The following is a 15,035-nucleotide window of genomic DNA, read 5'->3' on the forward strand; positions in this document are numbered from 1 at the left end:
CATTAATTACTCTCCCAGTTCTGTAATCTTTTTTTCGTATAAATTTTTACTTTCTATAACCGCCACATTTAATTCTTGCATAATGCCCTCTACTCTACTTTCAATACTTTCCATTTGGCTGTTTATATTATCAAAAGAATTTAGTGCTGCAGCAACCTCTAATGCCTTTACCACTTCTACAGCATCACCGTGCAACAAACGCAACTTAGCAATTGCTTTAGAGGTATTAGCTAAAGTGCCGTTGTATTTTGTTTTAGCTTTATTAATAGCTTTTAAAAGTGTTTTTTTACTCTGCTCATCACTTAAGCTATTAGTTTGGGTCTCCATAGCTGTAAATAAATTAGAGGCTTTAGTTTTTAAATCCTCATATTCTTTATTTAGGTTTTCTACACGCTTGTTTACCTTTTCCCAGTCGCCATAAACCTTAGCAAACTCTTTATCTTCATTTTTAGCGTCTTCTAAAGCTCCTTTTAAAGCACTTAAAGATGTTAAACCTTTGGTTACGTTTTTATTTGCGGTAATTTTTTTCTTTTCAAAAGAAGCAACTTGTGACTTAAACTTCTCTTTTAATCTAATTAAATCTTCTGGACTTTTATTTTTCCAACAAGATGATAATGTTAGCAAAATAACTAACAAGGCAATACTGTTTTTCATATGTTAATTTAGTTAATGGTGGTGTAAAAATAGAAAAATTAAACCATTACTGTTTTGCCCGTTGGTAATCTACTAATTTTTGAGGTCCTTCTAACAAAACTCTAACAACGCGTAGGGTACCGTCTTCTGTAGTTGCAATTTGCCATTTTATTAAAGATATTTCTCCATTTTCAATCTCTATACCTGTAATACTTCTTGGGTGTACACAACTGCCGTCATTAAAAAAAGGAATATCTCCTGGCTCAGGAAATCTAGGTCTATGAGTGTGCCCAACAATGGTAAGCTTTTCATTATTTTGCAGTATCCAACGTTTAATTCGTTTTTCAACCTTTATTAATTCTTGGTGGTTTTTAGCCGGACTAGTAGGATCTGCAATTCCCCAAACTTGCAATGGTTTCCATAAAACACGTACCAAAAACCTACCTACGCGCCAAAAATTATAGTTCCACCAATCTGCCTGGTGCCCGTGTGTTAAAAATAGTTCTTGTTTGGTGTCTTCGTGTTTTAAAACAATACCTTCATGGTAAGTAATACCAACAAACAAATCTTTATCCTTACCATCTATAGGCTCAAAATAACTTGATAAATATTTTTTTACATAATTAGGGTCTTTATACACCATATCATGGTTACCCCAAATCATAAATAAACGGTTTTGTAAATGGTACTGCCTTAACAACCCGTATATGTTTTTGTGAGCTGTAAAAATAGACTCAAAAGATGTGTTCTCCCAAAGTTCATCACCATCACCCAGCTCAAAATAACTAAAACCCTCTTTAAAATAATGCTGTAATGCGTGGTAGTAAATATTTCTGTTGTTGGCAAAATCGTCTGCAAAACTATTATCACCTCTGTGACAATCACTAAAAAGTATTAACTTAGAGCTATCATCAAAAGGGACAATTTTAGACTTTTTATACGCTCTGGTTAACCTAGTAAAAGAGGACATATTTTAATTTTTGTATAAATATCTAAAAAAGGGATTAATTAGGATTATAACAAACCTAATAAAAAGTAATAATTATTTTGTAATTTTGTATGCTATTCTTAGACTAAGTAGGGAAGATGAAAGTTGAAAACGAAATAGAGTTACCACTAAAAAGTCTTGTTAGTTTTGACAAGTTACTTAGACAGTACGATAAAATGGCTGTTAGTAACGACTTGTTCCTTGCTCAAAAAGCTAGGTTTATTTTAAACTACCAAAAGCCTTACCCAGAACTACGAGAAGGTTTTACAGATTTAACTTTACTAGAAAAACATAAAGATGTAATTAATGTTATTTTGCAAGATACTTTTTCTGAAGTATTAACCAAGAATGAGATTAAAGCTGCATCATTACCATATGCTAACGTAATTTTTAACTCTTCTGAGCGATTTAAAAAAATTATTGAAGACGCAGGTGAAGGTTTTGAACTTGAAATTAAAAACGTAGAAGAAAGATTAAATTATATTATGGCAAGTACCGTAATATTAAATTTTCACTACGGCTTTAATTTAGATTTTAGAAGACCTCTATTTTATGAAATTCCGGATAAAAACGGAGTTATGAGACATTATAGAATTTTGTATAATGCAGATTTTATAGACATTACACCTAATAAAAACGCAAAGAAGTTAACACAAGCAGATGTAGATGAATTATTAGAAAACTTTGAGAACCTAGAACTGTGGAAGGAAAAAATTCCGCCAAACAGTTTTACATCTAAAGGCTTTGTAATTTCTAATATGTTTGATGTTACTGCTGAGCATTCTATTTCAGAAATAAAGTCTAGCCTTATTTCTAACGACAAAAGAGGCTCTGAGTTTTTTATGGAAGATTTTCAAAACACGTTTAAGTCGTTATTTGGCCTTCCTAATTTAAAAGTTGGTTTTTCTATACACAATACCAAAGAAGATACTTTTGAAAAAGTACACGGTATTGGCATAGACAGCTTTATACTTAATAAAAAAGCCAATGTAAATTGTAAAACAACACTTTGCAATGACTCTTACAAAACTATATTAAAAGATCATAATTACTTTGTAATTTCTGATCTAGACAAATACCTAAAAAAAGCACCAGATAATAGCTTGTACGCTACACTAGCAAAACAAAATATTAAAAGTGCTATAATTGCACCTATCTCTAGCGGAAAAGAATTACTTGGTGTATTAGAGCTTGCATCTACTAAAAGATACAACTTAAACAATGTAAACGCGCAAAAGCTGCAAGATGTAATGCCATACATAGTAACTGCAGTATTACGCTCTAAGGCAGAAGAAGAAAACTTAATAGAAGCTGTTATACAGCAAGAATGTACTACTGTACACTCTTCTGTTTTGTGGAAATTTGAGAATGAAGCCATACGCTTTATAAGGGCAAATGCAGAAGGCTTAGAACCAACCTTTAAAGAAATTGTTTTTAAAGATGTGCACCCTCTTTACGGTCAAATAGACATTAAAGACTCATCTACTTTTAGAAACAGCTCAATACAAAAAGATTTATTAATACAATTATCTGAAGTAAACAAGATACTTACCAAGGCTTGGGAACTAGATAAATTGCATATTTATGAAGAATTATTGTTTAGAAGCAATAGCTATATAGATGACGTAAAAGAAATACTAAATACCAATAGTGAGCAAACTATTTTAGAATTTATAAAAAAGGAAATTACACCTGTATTTAAACATTTAAAAAATACAGAGCCTAAAATTGCTCATTTAATTTCTTCGTATGAAGAGGGTATAGACCCTAATACGGGGTCTTACTATGATCATAGAAAAAACTATGATGATAGTGTTATGAAAATAAATGAAAAACTTGCTCAGGTTTTAGACAAAAAACAGATTGAAGCACAAGAAATGTTTCCGCATTACTTTGAGCGCTACAAGACTGATGGTGTAGAACACAATATGTACATAGGAGCATCAATATCTGAAACTAAAGAATACAACCCATTTTACTTAAAAAACCTAAGGTTGTGGCAGTTACAGGTTATGTATGATATGGAAAATGAGTACTACAACCTAAAGCCTAAATTGCCTATAGATTTAGACGTTGCCTCTTTATTACTTGTATACAACGCATCATTATCTATTAGATTTAGAATGGATGAAAAGCGCTTTGATGTAGATGGCACGTACAATGCCAGGTATGAGGTTATTAAAAAACGTATAGACAAATCTTACATTAAAGGAACCAATGAAAGATTAACTCAAAAAGGAAAGCTTTCTATTGTTTACTCACAGAAAAAAGATGAATTAGAGTACTTACGTTACATTCGTTTTTTACGTTCTAAAGGATATTTTTCTAAAAACATTGAGGTTTTAGAACTAGAAGGCCTACAAGGTGTTGCTGGTTTAAAAGCAATACGTGTAGAAATCTTATACAAAAAAGACAAGGAGTCTAAAGAAACTTATACTTATGACGATTTAATGCATGAGCTAAAACGTTAAAATATTACACAGCATAAAAAAAGGGAATATTAAAATTAATATTCCCTTTTTTTATGTGATTAAGAAACTTACAAAATAACAGCTTCTCTTGGACCGTAAAAATGCAATGCTAAAAAGAAAGATAATACAGACACAATCATTCCAAACATAAATATAGCATAGGTCCAACGCAATAGCTTATATTTCCTGTCTAATACAAGCCCTAAAAAGTACAAATCTTTAGTTAAGGAAGAGTATACATAAGACTGGTCTTTTATTAGCTCTTTCATAGCCCACTCATAATCCTCTAATTTCATTTTATGAAAATTACCAAAAAACAATAAGTTTACCTTTTTATTGTCTACATCTTCTTTTGTAAACTGTCCGCTAGTAATATTTGGCCTAGTTGCAATAATAGACAGCACCATAGATATTACACTAAAAAACATAAACAAAGCCGTAGGCAATATTAAATATTTGTTTGATGGGCTATCTAGTTTTGGCATTAAATCTGCTAACACCAAAGAAATTATAATTGCATTTACAGATAATAAAATATTGGCTTTAGTATCTGCAATATCACTAAGCTTTAAATGGTTACGCATAGTAACCCTGTACATTGTTTGTACACCTCTTTCTGGACTTTTATCTTTAAACTCAGACTTATATTGAGCTTTTACTTTTTCTTTTTTAACTAGCTTTTTCATTTTTTTTCTAGCCTTAATTAGTTTAGCTAGGTTATCATCTTTGGTCTCTTGCCAATTTTTAATAGCATAATCTGTATAAAACCTATGCTTTGTCTGAAACATTCTAATATTAGTATCTCTCCACTCTGCAGGCGAGTAATCTATAAGCCCTAATAAAGATAATTCTTCCCTAAGCATTTCGGTAGTTTCTAAATAACTCTCTTGCCCTAAGTGAGATCCATCTGCATCTCTAATTATCTCTTCACTCAGGCTTGTAGGCTCATACCCTTTTTTAGTAGCTAAAATTAAATTGCAAATATTTTCTATACGTTTTTCATCAAAAGATTTTTCCCTTAAAAACTCCCTAGCAATATCACAACTTCTTTCTTCATGTTCTTTGGCGCTCCTTGTATAACCTGCGTCATGAAACCACGCAGCTAAAAGTAAGTCCTCATGCTCTTTTACGTCTAACTTGTAAAAATCTAACAATTCTTGCGTACTTTTGACAACACGTTGGGTATGCCTTATATTGTGATATAAAAAACTAGAGCTTAACTCATTGGTTAACAAACTAATTACATAATCTTCGGTTTCCTGAATAATATTTGCCATTGTTTTTAATAAATAAGGTGCATCACAAATTACAAAATTTAATCTTTATGAATACTTCCATTAGAAAATATTGTTGGTCGTTATGTATTTTAATCCTTACTAATTGTGCTACACAAAAGGCAAAATACACAAATACAGAACAAGCCAAAGATACTACTACTAATAAAGATATAGAACATACGTTTTATTTAATTGGTGATGCAGGTAAATCTCCTATAAACGGAATGAACCCTGTGTTAAAATCATTTAAAAAAAGAATTGAAAAGGCCCCAAAAAATAGTACCGTTTTATTTTTAGGAGATAACATTTACCCTGCAGGAATGCCAGACCCTAAAGATTCTACACAAGCTTATTTAATTGCAAAAAGTCATTTAGATGCACAATTAAACACTTTAAAAAATTACAAAGGAAAACCATTATTTATACCTGGTAACCATGATTGGTATACAGAAGGTTTGGTTGGCTTAGAAAGAGAGCAAGATTACATACAAGAAGCCCTAGACAGCAAAGATGTTTTTTTTCCTGAAGATGGCTGCCCATTAGAAACAATAGAAGTAAATGAAAATCTTATAATTATAGCTATAGACACAGAATGGTACTTAACCAATTGGAATAAAAGGCCAGACATTAATGATAAGTGTGATATTAAAAGTAGAGAAAAGTTTTTAATAGAGCTAGAGAGTTTAATATCTAAAAACAAGCAAAAAACTACAGTTATTGCAATGCACCACCCAATGTTTAGCTATGGTTCTCATGGCGGACAATACTCTTTTAAAAAACACTTTTACCCTAAATCTGGTGTAGGCCCATTACCTATTGTTGGTACTTTTTTAAATTTACTTAGAAAAACTGCTGGTCCGTCTTCAGAAGATTTACAAGGCAAAAGATACAGAGAACTACGCAACCGCGTTGTTACACTTGCACAATACTCTAACAAAGTAATATTTGTTTCTGGGCATGAACACTCTTTACAATACATTGTAGAAGAAAACACTCCGCAAATTGTTAGTGGCGCTGGTGCAAAAAGTGGTGAAACTAGACTTATTAATGGCAGCAAATTTTCTACTGGAGAAAAAGGGTATGCAACATTAAAAATTTATAAAGATGGCTCTTCTAGAGTACGTTTTTATGGCTTAGACCAAGATAATAACGAAAAATTTCTTTTTACTTCTGAAGTTTTACCAGAAGACAAAAAACTATTTACAAAAAAATTACCCGATAGTTTTCCGGCAACAACAACAGCATCCATATACACACAAGAAGAAATTACTAAAACAGGATTTCACAATTTTGTTTGGGGAGATCGTTACCGTAAATACTACGGCACTCCTGTAACTGTACCCACATTAAGCTTAGACACAATTTATGGTGGCCTAACACCTGTAAGAGCCGGTGGCGGACACCAGTCTAAATCTTTACGTTTAGCAGATAAAGATGGCAAAGAATATGTTATGCGATCTATGCGTAAAAGTGCAGAATTATACTTACAATCTATGGCTTTTAAAGACCAATACGTAGTTGGTGAATTTGAAGATACTGCTATAGAAAAATTACTTATGGATTTTTACACCGGGTCTCATCCTTACGCTCCATACATTGTATCTAAATTATCTGATGCTATAAATATTTATCATACAAATCCTAGATTGTACTACATTCCTAAACAAAAAGCTTTAGGAGATTTTAATGTAAATTATGGAGATGAATTATATATGTTTGAAGAACATGCTGGCGATAACCACGGAAATCTTAAAAGTTTTGGTTATGCTAATGAACTTAAAAGCACAGACAGTATGCTTGAAGATTTGCGTGATGATGAAAAATATGCCGTAGATGATAAAATGTACCTTAGAGCCCGACTTTTTGATATGGTTATTGGAGATTGGGACAGACATACAGACCAGTGGCGTTGGGCAGAAAACAAAGAAAAAAATAAAATAATTTACAAACCCGTTCCTAGAGACAGAGATCAAGTGTTTTCTAATATGGGAGACGGACCATTAATGAGTTTGGCTACCAGAATTGTACCCTCTTTGCGCTTAATGGAAGGGTTTAATGAAGAAATAAGAAGTGTACGCGGGTTTAACTCTTCGCCTAAAACTTACGTGTTAGACATTGCCCTATTAAGCGAAACAAAATTAGAAGATTGGATTGCAGAAGCTACATACATACAACAAAATTTAACTGCAGATATAATAGATAAATCTTTTAAAGATTTCCCTGTAGAAATACAAGATGAGTCTTTACCAAAACTAAAAAAAATATTACTGTCTCGTATAGCTCACGTAAAAGAGTATGCTAAAGAATACCACCGAATTTTAAACAAATTTGCTGTAGTTTCTGGTACAGATAAAGATGATTGGTTTGAGATTAATCATCTAAATAAAAAAGAAGTACAAATAAAAGCCTACCGTAACATTAAGGGAGAAAAAGAAAAGCTATTTTTTGACAAAACTTTTAATAGTGATGTTACTAAAGAAATATGGGTTTATGGCTTAGATGATGATGATTATTTTGAAGACTATGGAGCTAACCAAAGTCAAATTAAAATTAGAATTATTGGCGGACAAAACAATGATATTTACAACCTAACAAACGGCAAAAATACCATTGTTTATGATTACAAGTCTAAAAAGAACACTTTTAAGGCAGATAACAATGCAAGAATAAAACTTACAAATGATTACAACACAAATGTGTATAACCCATTGGCAATACGCAATAGTGTAAACCAAATTATACCAACAGTTGGTTTTAACCCAGATGATGGTGTTAAAATTGGCTTTACTAACACCTATACGTACAACGGTTTTAGGCTAAATCCTTTTACAGAAAAACACACATTTAATGCTTCTTTTTACTTTGCAACGCAAGGTTTTGATTTTGGATATACTGGAGAATTTGCTAATATTTTTGGCAACTGGAATTTTGAAGTAGACACAAGGTTTACAAGCCCTAATTTTAGTGTAAACTTTTTTGGCTATGGCAACAATACAACAAATAGTGATGATGACCTTGGTATGGATTACAACAGGGTAAAACTAGAGCAAATTAAGGTTGCACCATCTGTTGTATTTAACGGACAATTAGGAGGTAAATTTAAAGCTGGTCTATTACTAGAAACAATAGAGGTAGAAGAAACAGAAGACAGGTTTATAAATACTTTTTATGTAGCAAATAATGAAGATGTACGCAACACATTTTTAGGTGCAGATGTAACTTACACTTATGAAAATAAGGATAACAATGCTTTTCCAACAATGGGTATGTCTACAATGATAAAAGCTGGTTACAAGCAGTCTCTAGTTAATGACAGTCAAAATTATGCATACATAATTCCTAGTCTTGCTTTTGATTATAAACTAGTACCAAACGGAAGGTTAGTTTTAGCTACAAAATGGAAAGCCCATTTTAACATAGGAGATGATTATGAGTTTTACCAAGGAGCAAGTATTGGTGGTATAGACGGATTAAGAGGTTACAGAAACCAACGTTTTACTGGTAAAAAAGCATATTACCAAAATACAGATATACGCTATAGTCTCAGAAAAATGAAAACCAATATTATACCATTATCATTAGGTGTATATTCTGGCTTTGATTATGGACGTATATGGTTGCCAACAGAGGATTCTGACGAGTGGAAAACATCATATGGTGGAGGTATCTTTTTAAATGGTGCAGATGTTATTTCTGCCAGAGTGGCCTTATTTTATGCAGACGAAGGACCAAGATTTACATTTGGACTAGGGTTTGGATTTTAAACCCTAGTTTAATGTATAAATATATAGGTTTCCGCCTGTTTTTTTATGATATTCATCTGCTAAATACAAGGTATTATTTGTAATAAAACAAACAGACTCTAACTGGGTTCTTACTCCCAAATCTATGGTTTTAACAGTACCCTGTGTAAAGTTGTCTGCTTTAAAATTTGTAAAACTCCAAAGCATACCATTACTAATAAGCACTATAGTTTTTTCATCTGGAGAGATTGCCGCAGATGTAATTCGGCTGGTACGTTCATCTGTACCCGCCATAAAACTACCAACTAACTCTGCCTTATACTTGCCTTTAGTTGCAGGAACTTTATAAATAAGTGCTTCACCAGTAAATGGTTTAGCTCTATTTTTAGTAATTATATAAAGGCTGTTTTTCCAATAAAAAAGAGATTCTGCATCATACAATAATTCCTTTTTCTTAGGAGAAAAATCTGTCTGTTCTGGATAACTAAACTCTATTTTTTCAGCTTCAATATCATCTCCCTTTTCATTATCAGGATTAGGTACTTTTAAAATTTCTAGATCATCTCTATCACTACTATTATTTCCAAAGTCTCCTATGTAAACATTACCAGCTTTATCTTTACTTAGATCTTCCCAGTCGTGATTTTTGCCGTTTTTAACCTTAAGTGTTTTTAGCCAATTGCCTTTAGAGTCAATTTTATAAAGTTCATCTTTATTCCCCTTATCTTCAATAAGCCAAACACTATTTTGCGCTGTAGACACAAGCCCAGATACTTCTTTAAATTCTTCAGGTATATTTGCTATTACTTTTAATTGTCCGTAATTACTACAGCCAACTAAAAGCAATAAATAACTTAATCCTAAGTATTTTTTCATACACTATGCTCCTGGAAAATTTGCTTTTCTTTTCTCTAAAAATGCAGTAGTACCCTCTTTAAAATCTTCTGTTCCAAAGCAAGCACCAAAGGCTTCAATTTCTACATCATAACCATCTTTAGTAAAACCAGCATTAACTGCTTTAATAGCTGCAGAAATTGCTACAGAAGAATTGTTTGTAATTTTACCTATTAGTTTATGGCAAAGTGGCAATAATTCTTCTTGTGTTACCACATAATTTACCAACCCATAGTCTAATGCTTTATCTGCAGAAATCATTCCTGCTGTCATTATTAATTCCACTGCTCTACCCTTACCAACTAATTGCGGTAAACGTTGTGTACCACCGTAACCAGGTATTACTCCTAAAGACACTTCTGGCAAGCCCATTTTTGCATTATCACTAGCTACTCTAAAATGGCAAGCCATAGACAGCTCTAATCCGCCACCTAATGCAAAACCATTTACAGCCGCAATTACAGGAGTTCCTAAGTTTTCTACTAAATTAAAAAGTTCATCTTGTCCTTTACGTGCTAATCTGGCTCCTTCTTCTTCAGAAAAATTAGCAAACTCAGAGATATCTGCACCAGCAACAAAAGCTTTATCACCACTACCCGTTAATATAATTGCTTTAACACTTTTATCTGCTTCTAAATTTGCAAAAGCTTTATGCAATTCTAAAATAGTAGCCTTGTTTAAAGCATTTAGCTTTTTTGGTCTGTTTATAGTTACAATTGCAGTGCTATTTTGCTGTTCTACTAAAATAGTTTCAAAATTCATATTTGTTAGTTTTAATTATTTTCTTTGGGAAAACGCACTACAAAAACTGTCCCTTTTTGTGGCTGAGAAGTAAATGTAATGTTCCCTTTATAGGTTTCTACAATATTTTTTACCATTCCTAATCCTAATCCCATACCACTAGTTTTAGTTGTAAACTTAGGCTCAAAAATTTTATCTTTAAATTCATCTGCAATACCCACACCGTTGTCTGCTACAGATATTTTCACAAAATCACCATCTGATGCTACAGTTACCAATACCTTAGGGTTTTCTACTTCTGGTAGTGCTTGCATTGCATTTTTAACCAAATTGGTAACCACACGCACCAACTGTGTCCGGTCTAATTTTGCCACAATACTCTCTTCTTCTGCTATAAAGTGAATATAACTTTCATTAAAGATATCTACAGCTAATTTAACAATTTTAACTACGTTTAACGTCTCGTTTTGTTGTGCTGGCATTTGCGCAAAATTAGAAAAAGCAGAGGCTATACTACTCATAGTATCTATTTGCTGAATTAACGTTTTAGAATACTCTGTAAGTTTCTCTTTTATGTCTGGGTCATTTGGGTTAAACTTACGCTCAAAACTCTGCACACTTAAACGCATAGGAGTAAGCGGGTTTTTTATTTCATGAGCCACTTGTTTTGCCATTTCTCTCCAGGCTTGCTCCCTTTCGCTTTTAGCTAATTTTACAGCACTTTGCTCTAACTCATCAATCATTCCGTTATAAGCATCTACTAAGCGCCCTATTTCTTCACTAGGATTATCTATTAATATTTTTGGATTTCTAATGCTTAAATCAGTTTTATTAAGCTTATCTGAAATTGTTTGTAAAGACCTTGTTATGTATTTAGATGTAAAGTAAGCCAACACAATAGCAATTATAAACATTACTATGTAAACCAAACCTAGTCGTAGCAAAAACTCTGGAAGCTCTTTATCTTCAAAAGAGGTATCCTCTACATACTCTAGCTTTAAAATACCAATATCTCTAAATTTTAAATCCTTTATAAAAGTGTAAGAGGATCTAAATATTTTCTCTTCGTTAGATATTTTTTCAATATGACTAACTTCTTCTACGTAACGCTGATTATCACTAGTTTTTAATTTTTGAAGAACAATAGCATCTAAACAAGTTGTTACAGATGTTTTATTAAGTAAGGGATGGGAGTCTATAATTAATTCTCCCTCTAGATCATAAATACTAAAATTTACATTCTGAATTTCTGCAATTTCAAAAATCTCATCCTTAAAAATTAAATGCAATTTTTCTGTAATACGCTCAAAAGAGGTTTTTCTTATTGTAAGATTAACACTTTCCTTTATCTGTGCTTCTTTACGCTCTAAACGGTCTTGGTTATATTCTTTAGATTGTTCTCTGTATTGATAAATAGTTACACCAGCAATTAGTATTGATGCCATAAGCACCAAAAACATCATGGTAATAAAAATACGCGACCTAAGTGATAATTTTTTAAACAAGAGTTTATTATTTACCCTCAAATATAGCAATTATTACGCCAAACTTAATTGCTTAAAACCTAGTATTAATTAGCTAGAGTATTGCTTTTTGTACCACACTTTTTGCCATTCTCTTTTTAAGATTAAAAATGCTACTTGGTCTGCTACTTCCACTGCATCTGTAACTTGTATTTGCTTTAGGGTTTGCTCTGGAATGTCTATAACATACAACAGGTTTAAGTACTCTGTAAAACGTTCTAAAAGCAGTTGGTAAATTTTTTCGCGTAGGGCAGTGGCAAGCTCTTCTGGAGAAATTGTTTTATTTTCTTGAAGCACATTAAAGTCTATGTTAGCTAAACTAAAGTCTTTTTGTAATTGAGTTACCAAATTACCATATAGGTTTTGGCTCGTTACAGAGCTTAAAAGAGTTTTGGTATTTGGGTAGTTAAATCTCATCTCTTTTATGTACGCAAAAAAATAAAGTATGGTTTACACCCAAACCATACTTTATTACTTTTAACATTAAGCTTTGATTATTTTCTGATTTTTTGCTCCCAATCCCAGGCAGATTTCATAGCATCATCTAATGTAGACTCTGCTTTCCAGCCTAAAACGGTATTTGCCTTTGTAGTATCTGCGTAGGCAGTTGTAATATCTCCTGGTCTACGATCTACAATTTTATAATTTAATTTTTTACCAGACACACGCTCAAAGCTTTTTATTGCTTCTAAAACAGAACTTCCAGTACCTGTGCCTACGTTAAAAACTTCATAGTTTGCACTATTATTACCGCCTATTAAACGTTCTAAAGCTACTACGTGTGCCTTAGCTAAGTCTACAACGTGTATATAGTCTCTAATACAAGTGCCATCTGGCGTAGGATAATCTCCTCCAAAAACAGACAATTGCTCTCTTAAACCAACACCTGTTTGTGTTATAAAAGGCACTAAATTCTGTGGCACTCCTATTGGTAATTCTCCAATTTCTGCACTTGGGTGTGCACCCATTGGGTTAAAGTAGCGCAATGCTATTGCATTTAATGCTGGTACAACTTTACACGTGTCTCTAATAATTTCTTCGCCCATTTGCTTAGTGTTGCCGTAAGGAGACTCTGCTTCTTTTACTGGTGCATTTTCTGTAATTGGCATAATGTCTGCTTGCCCATATACAGTACATGAAGAACTAAAAATAAAATTAGCTTTTTGCAAAGGAGACAACTCTTGTAGTAAATACACTAATGTTCCTATATTGTTTTCATAATACAATAATGGTTTTTCTACACTTTCTCCTACAGCCTTAGAAGCTGCAAAATGTATAACACCAGCAATATTAGAGTGACGTTTAAAAAAATCTTGAACTTTAGACTTTTCTTTAAGATCAAATTTTTCAAAAGTTGGCTTTGTGCCAGTTATAGCCACAATACCATCCAATACTTTTTCTGAAGAATTAGATAAATCATCAATAATTACGACTTCAAAGCCTTTATTCTGTAATTCTACCACAGTGTGCGAACCAATAAAACCTAATCCGCCTGTTACTAATATTTTCATCTATTTCTATATTTGGTTAGTTATTTAAAAACTCTAAAACTGCGTCTGTAATGTAGGTTATTTGCTCATCATCTAACTCGGTATGCATTGGTAAAGAAATAACTTCTTTTACCAGTTGGTTTGTAACAGGAAAATCAGACTCATTATACCTGCTATCTTTATATGCCTTTTGCAAGTGTAAAGGAATTGGATAGTACACACCACACGGAATATCTTTAGATTGTAAATGCTTTACAAGTGCATCTCTGTCGTTGTTTTTTATTTGTAAAGTATATTGATGAAATACGTGACAATCACAAACACAAGTGTCTGCCGAACAACACACATCCATTTTTGGCGTAATAATATCTTTATGGTTAGCCAAAGCCATAGAATATTTTAATGCAGCTGCTCTACGCTTTTGGTTATAAGTATTTAAATTAGGTAGTTTAGCTCTTAAAACTGCCGCCTGTATAGAGTCTAACCTAGAGTTTACTCCTACCACATCATGATGGTAACGTTCATACATTCCGTGATTTACAACGCCTCTTAATGTGTGCGCTAATGCATCATCATTTGTAAAAATAGCTCCACCATCTCCGTAAGCTCCTAAATTTTTTGAGGGAAAAAACGATGTTGCAGAAACGTGACCCATTGTGCCCGCTTTTTTCTTGCTTCCGTCTTTAGAAATATAACTTGCACCTATTGCTTGTGCATTGTCTTCTATAACAAATAAATTATGCTTTTCTGCAATTTCTAAAATGGCATCCATATTTGCACATTGTCCAAATAGATGTACAGGAACAATAGCTTTAGTTTTTGGTGTTATAGCCTTTTCTATAGCAGCTGGATTTATGTTAAACGTATCTGGCTCAACATCTACCAAAACAGGCGTTAATTGTAATAATGCAATAACCTCAACAGTAGCTGCAAAGGTAAAATCTGCAGTAATAACCTCATCTCCAGGCTGTAAACCAAGACCCATCATTGCAATTTGCAAAGCATCTGTACCATTTGCACAAGGTATCATATGCTTAACACCCAAATACTCTTCCATTTCTTTTTGTAGTGCGTGTACCTCTGGACCGTTAATAAATGCTGATGTTTCTAATATCTGAGCTATAGAAGTGTTTACTTGCTCTTTTATATCTTGGTATTGACCTTTAAGGTCTACCATCTGAATTTTTTTCATTGCCTTAATTTGAAAGGTAAATTTACAAAAATACCAATGGGCAACAATGAAATTAATGAAAGAAACGTATTTTTACGACAAAT

Annotated in this window: 11 protein-coding genes; 2 read left to right on the forward strand and 9 right to left on the reverse strand. The window is 32.7% G+C overall.

Translation table 11 applies throughout. The features are described 5' to 3' along the window. Positions 1-6 precede the first annotated feature (6 nt). Positions 7-654: a hypothetical protein gene (locus JM80_RS02365; protein ID WP_013621199.1), complete on the reverse strand. Its 648-nt coding sequence runs from the start codon at positions 652-654 to the stop codon at positions 7-9. A gap of 46 nt (positions 655-700) precedes the next feature. Then, entirely contained in the window at positions 701-1,603 is a 903-nt protein-coding gene (locus tag JM80_RS02370) for a metallophosphoesterase (protein WP_144709113.1), read from the reverse strand. A gap of 116 nt (positions 1,604-1,719) precedes the next feature. Between JM80_RS02370 and JM80_RS02375 the strand changes: the two genes are divergently transcribed. After that, positions 1,720-4,092 carry a hypothetical protein gene (locus JM80_RS02375; protein ID WP_013621197.1) on the forward strand — a complete coding sequence of 791 codons (2,373 nt, stop codon included), beginning with the start codon at positions 1,720-1,722 and terminating at the stop codon, positions 4,090-4,092. A 68-nt stretch (positions 4,093-4,160) separates the two neighbouring features. On the opposite strand, the gene JM80_RS02380 is transcribed toward JM80_RS02375, so the two are convergent. Next, positions 4,161-5,369, reverse strand: a complete 1,209-nt coding sequence (locus JM80_RS02380) for a Pycsar system effector family protein (RefSeq protein WP_013621196.1) — start codon at positions 5,367-5,369, stop codon at positions 4,161-4,163. A 47-nt stretch (positions 5,370-5,416) separates the two neighbouring features. Here JM80_RS02380 and JM80_RS02385 point away from each other — a divergent pair, with 47 nt between their 5' ends. Further along, the gene (locus JM80_RS02385) at positions 5,417-9,133 is read left to right on the forward strand and encodes a metallophosphoesterase (protein ID WP_144709114.1); all 3,717 of its coding nucleotides are present in this window, start codon (positions 5,417-5,419) and stop codon (positions 9,131-9,133) included. A gap of 3 nt (positions 9,134-9,136) precedes the next feature. Here the strand turns inward: JM80_RS02385 and JM80_RS02390 are convergent, their stop codons facing one another. The 6 genes from JM80_RS02390 to JM80_RS02415 form a co-directional block, all read right to left on the reverse strand. Next, positions 9,137-9,988 (reverse strand): hypothetical protein, encoded by an 852-nt coding sequence (locus JM80_RS02390; protein WP_013621194.1) that lies wholly within the window; start codon positions 9,986-9,988, stop codon positions 9,137-9,139. 3 nt (positions 9,989-9,991) lie between these two features. Beyond that, the gene (locus tag JM80_RS02395) at positions 9,992-10,768 is read right to left on the reverse strand and encodes an enoyl-CoA hydratase/isomerase family protein (protein WP_144709115.1); all 777 of its coding nucleotides are present in this window, start codon (positions 10,766-10,768) and stop codon (positions 9,992-9,994) included. An 11-nt stretch (positions 10,769-10,779) separates the two neighbouring features. Beyond that, positions 10,780-12,210: an ATP-binding protein gene (locus JM80_RS02400; protein ID WP_013621192.1), complete on the reverse strand. Its 1,431-nt coding sequence runs from the start codon at positions 12,208-12,210 to the stop codon at positions 10,780-10,782. 111 nt (positions 12,211-12,321) lie between these two features. Continuing rightward, a complete protein-coding gene (locus tag JM80_RS02405) occupies positions 12,322-12,687 on the reverse strand; it encodes a hypothetical protein (RefSeq protein WP_144709116.1) in 366 nt (121 codons plus the stop codon). Positions 12,688-12,764: 77 nt separating this feature from the next. Next, positions 12,765-13,781: a UDP-glucose 4-epimerase GalE gene (gene galE, locus JM80_RS02410; RefSeq protein WP_144709117.1), complete on the reverse strand. Its 1,017-nt coding sequence runs from the start codon at positions 13,779-13,781 to the stop codon at positions 12,765-12,767. 16 nt (positions 13,782-13,797) lie between these two features. After that, positions 13,798-14,952 (reverse strand): DegT/DnrJ/EryC1/StrS aminotransferase family protein, encoded by a 1,155-nt coding sequence (locus JM80_RS02415; protein ID WP_144709118.1) that lies wholly within the window; start codon positions 14,950-14,952, stop codon positions 13,798-13,800. Positions 14,953-15,035: the final 83 nt, after the last annotated feature.

It is taken from the genome of Cellulophaga sp. RHA_52 (assembly GCF_007827205.1).
Lineage (GTDB): Bacteria > Bacteroidota > Bacteroidia > Flavobacteriales > Flavobacteriaceae > Cellulophaga > Cellulophaga lytica.

Bases quoted from the DNA above. Each gene is read 5' to 3' on its own strand.
- JM80_RS02365 (WP_013621199.1), bottom strand. From the start codon at position 654: ATGAAAAACAGTATTGCCTTGTTAGTTATTTTGCTAACATTATCATCT.
- JM80_RS02370 (WP_144709113.1), bottom strand. From the start codon at position 1,603: ATGTCCTCTTTTACTAGGTTAACCAGAGCGTATAAAAAGTCTAAAATT.
- JM80_RS02375 (WP_013621197.1), top strand. From the start codon at position 1,720: ATGAAAGTTGAAAACGAAATAGAGTTACCACTAAAAAGTCTTGTTAGT.
- JM80_RS02380 (WP_013621196.1), bottom strand. From the start codon at position 5,369: ATGGCAAATATTATTCAGGAAACCGAAGATTATGTAATTAGTTTGTTA.
- JM80_RS02385 (WP_144709114.1), top strand. From the start codon at position 5,417: ATGAATACTTCCATTAGAAAATATTGTTGGTCGTTATGTATTTTAATC.
- JM80_RS02390 (WP_013621194.1), bottom strand. From the start codon at position 9,988: ATGAAAAAATACTTAGGATTAAGTTATTTATTGCTTTTAGTTGGCTGT.
- JM80_RS02395 (WP_144709115.1), bottom strand. From the start codon at position 10,768: ATGAATTTTGAAACTATTTTAGTAGAACAGCAAAATAGCACTGCAATT.
- JM80_RS02400 (WP_013621192.1), bottom strand. From the start codon at position 12,210: ATGATGTTTTTGGTGCTTATGGCATCAATACTAATTGCTGGTGTAACT.
- JM80_RS02405 (WP_144709116.1), bottom strand. From the start codon at position 12,687: ATGAGATTTAACTACCCAAATACCAAAACTCTTTTAAGCTCTGTAACG.
- galE (WP_144709117.1), bottom strand. From the start codon at position 13,781: ATGAAAATATTAGTAACAGGCGGATTAGGTTTTATTGGTTCGCACACT.
- JM80_RS02415 (WP_144709118.1), bottom strand. From the start codon at position 14,952: ATGAAAAAAATTCAGATGGTAGACCTTAAAGGTCAATACCAAGATATA.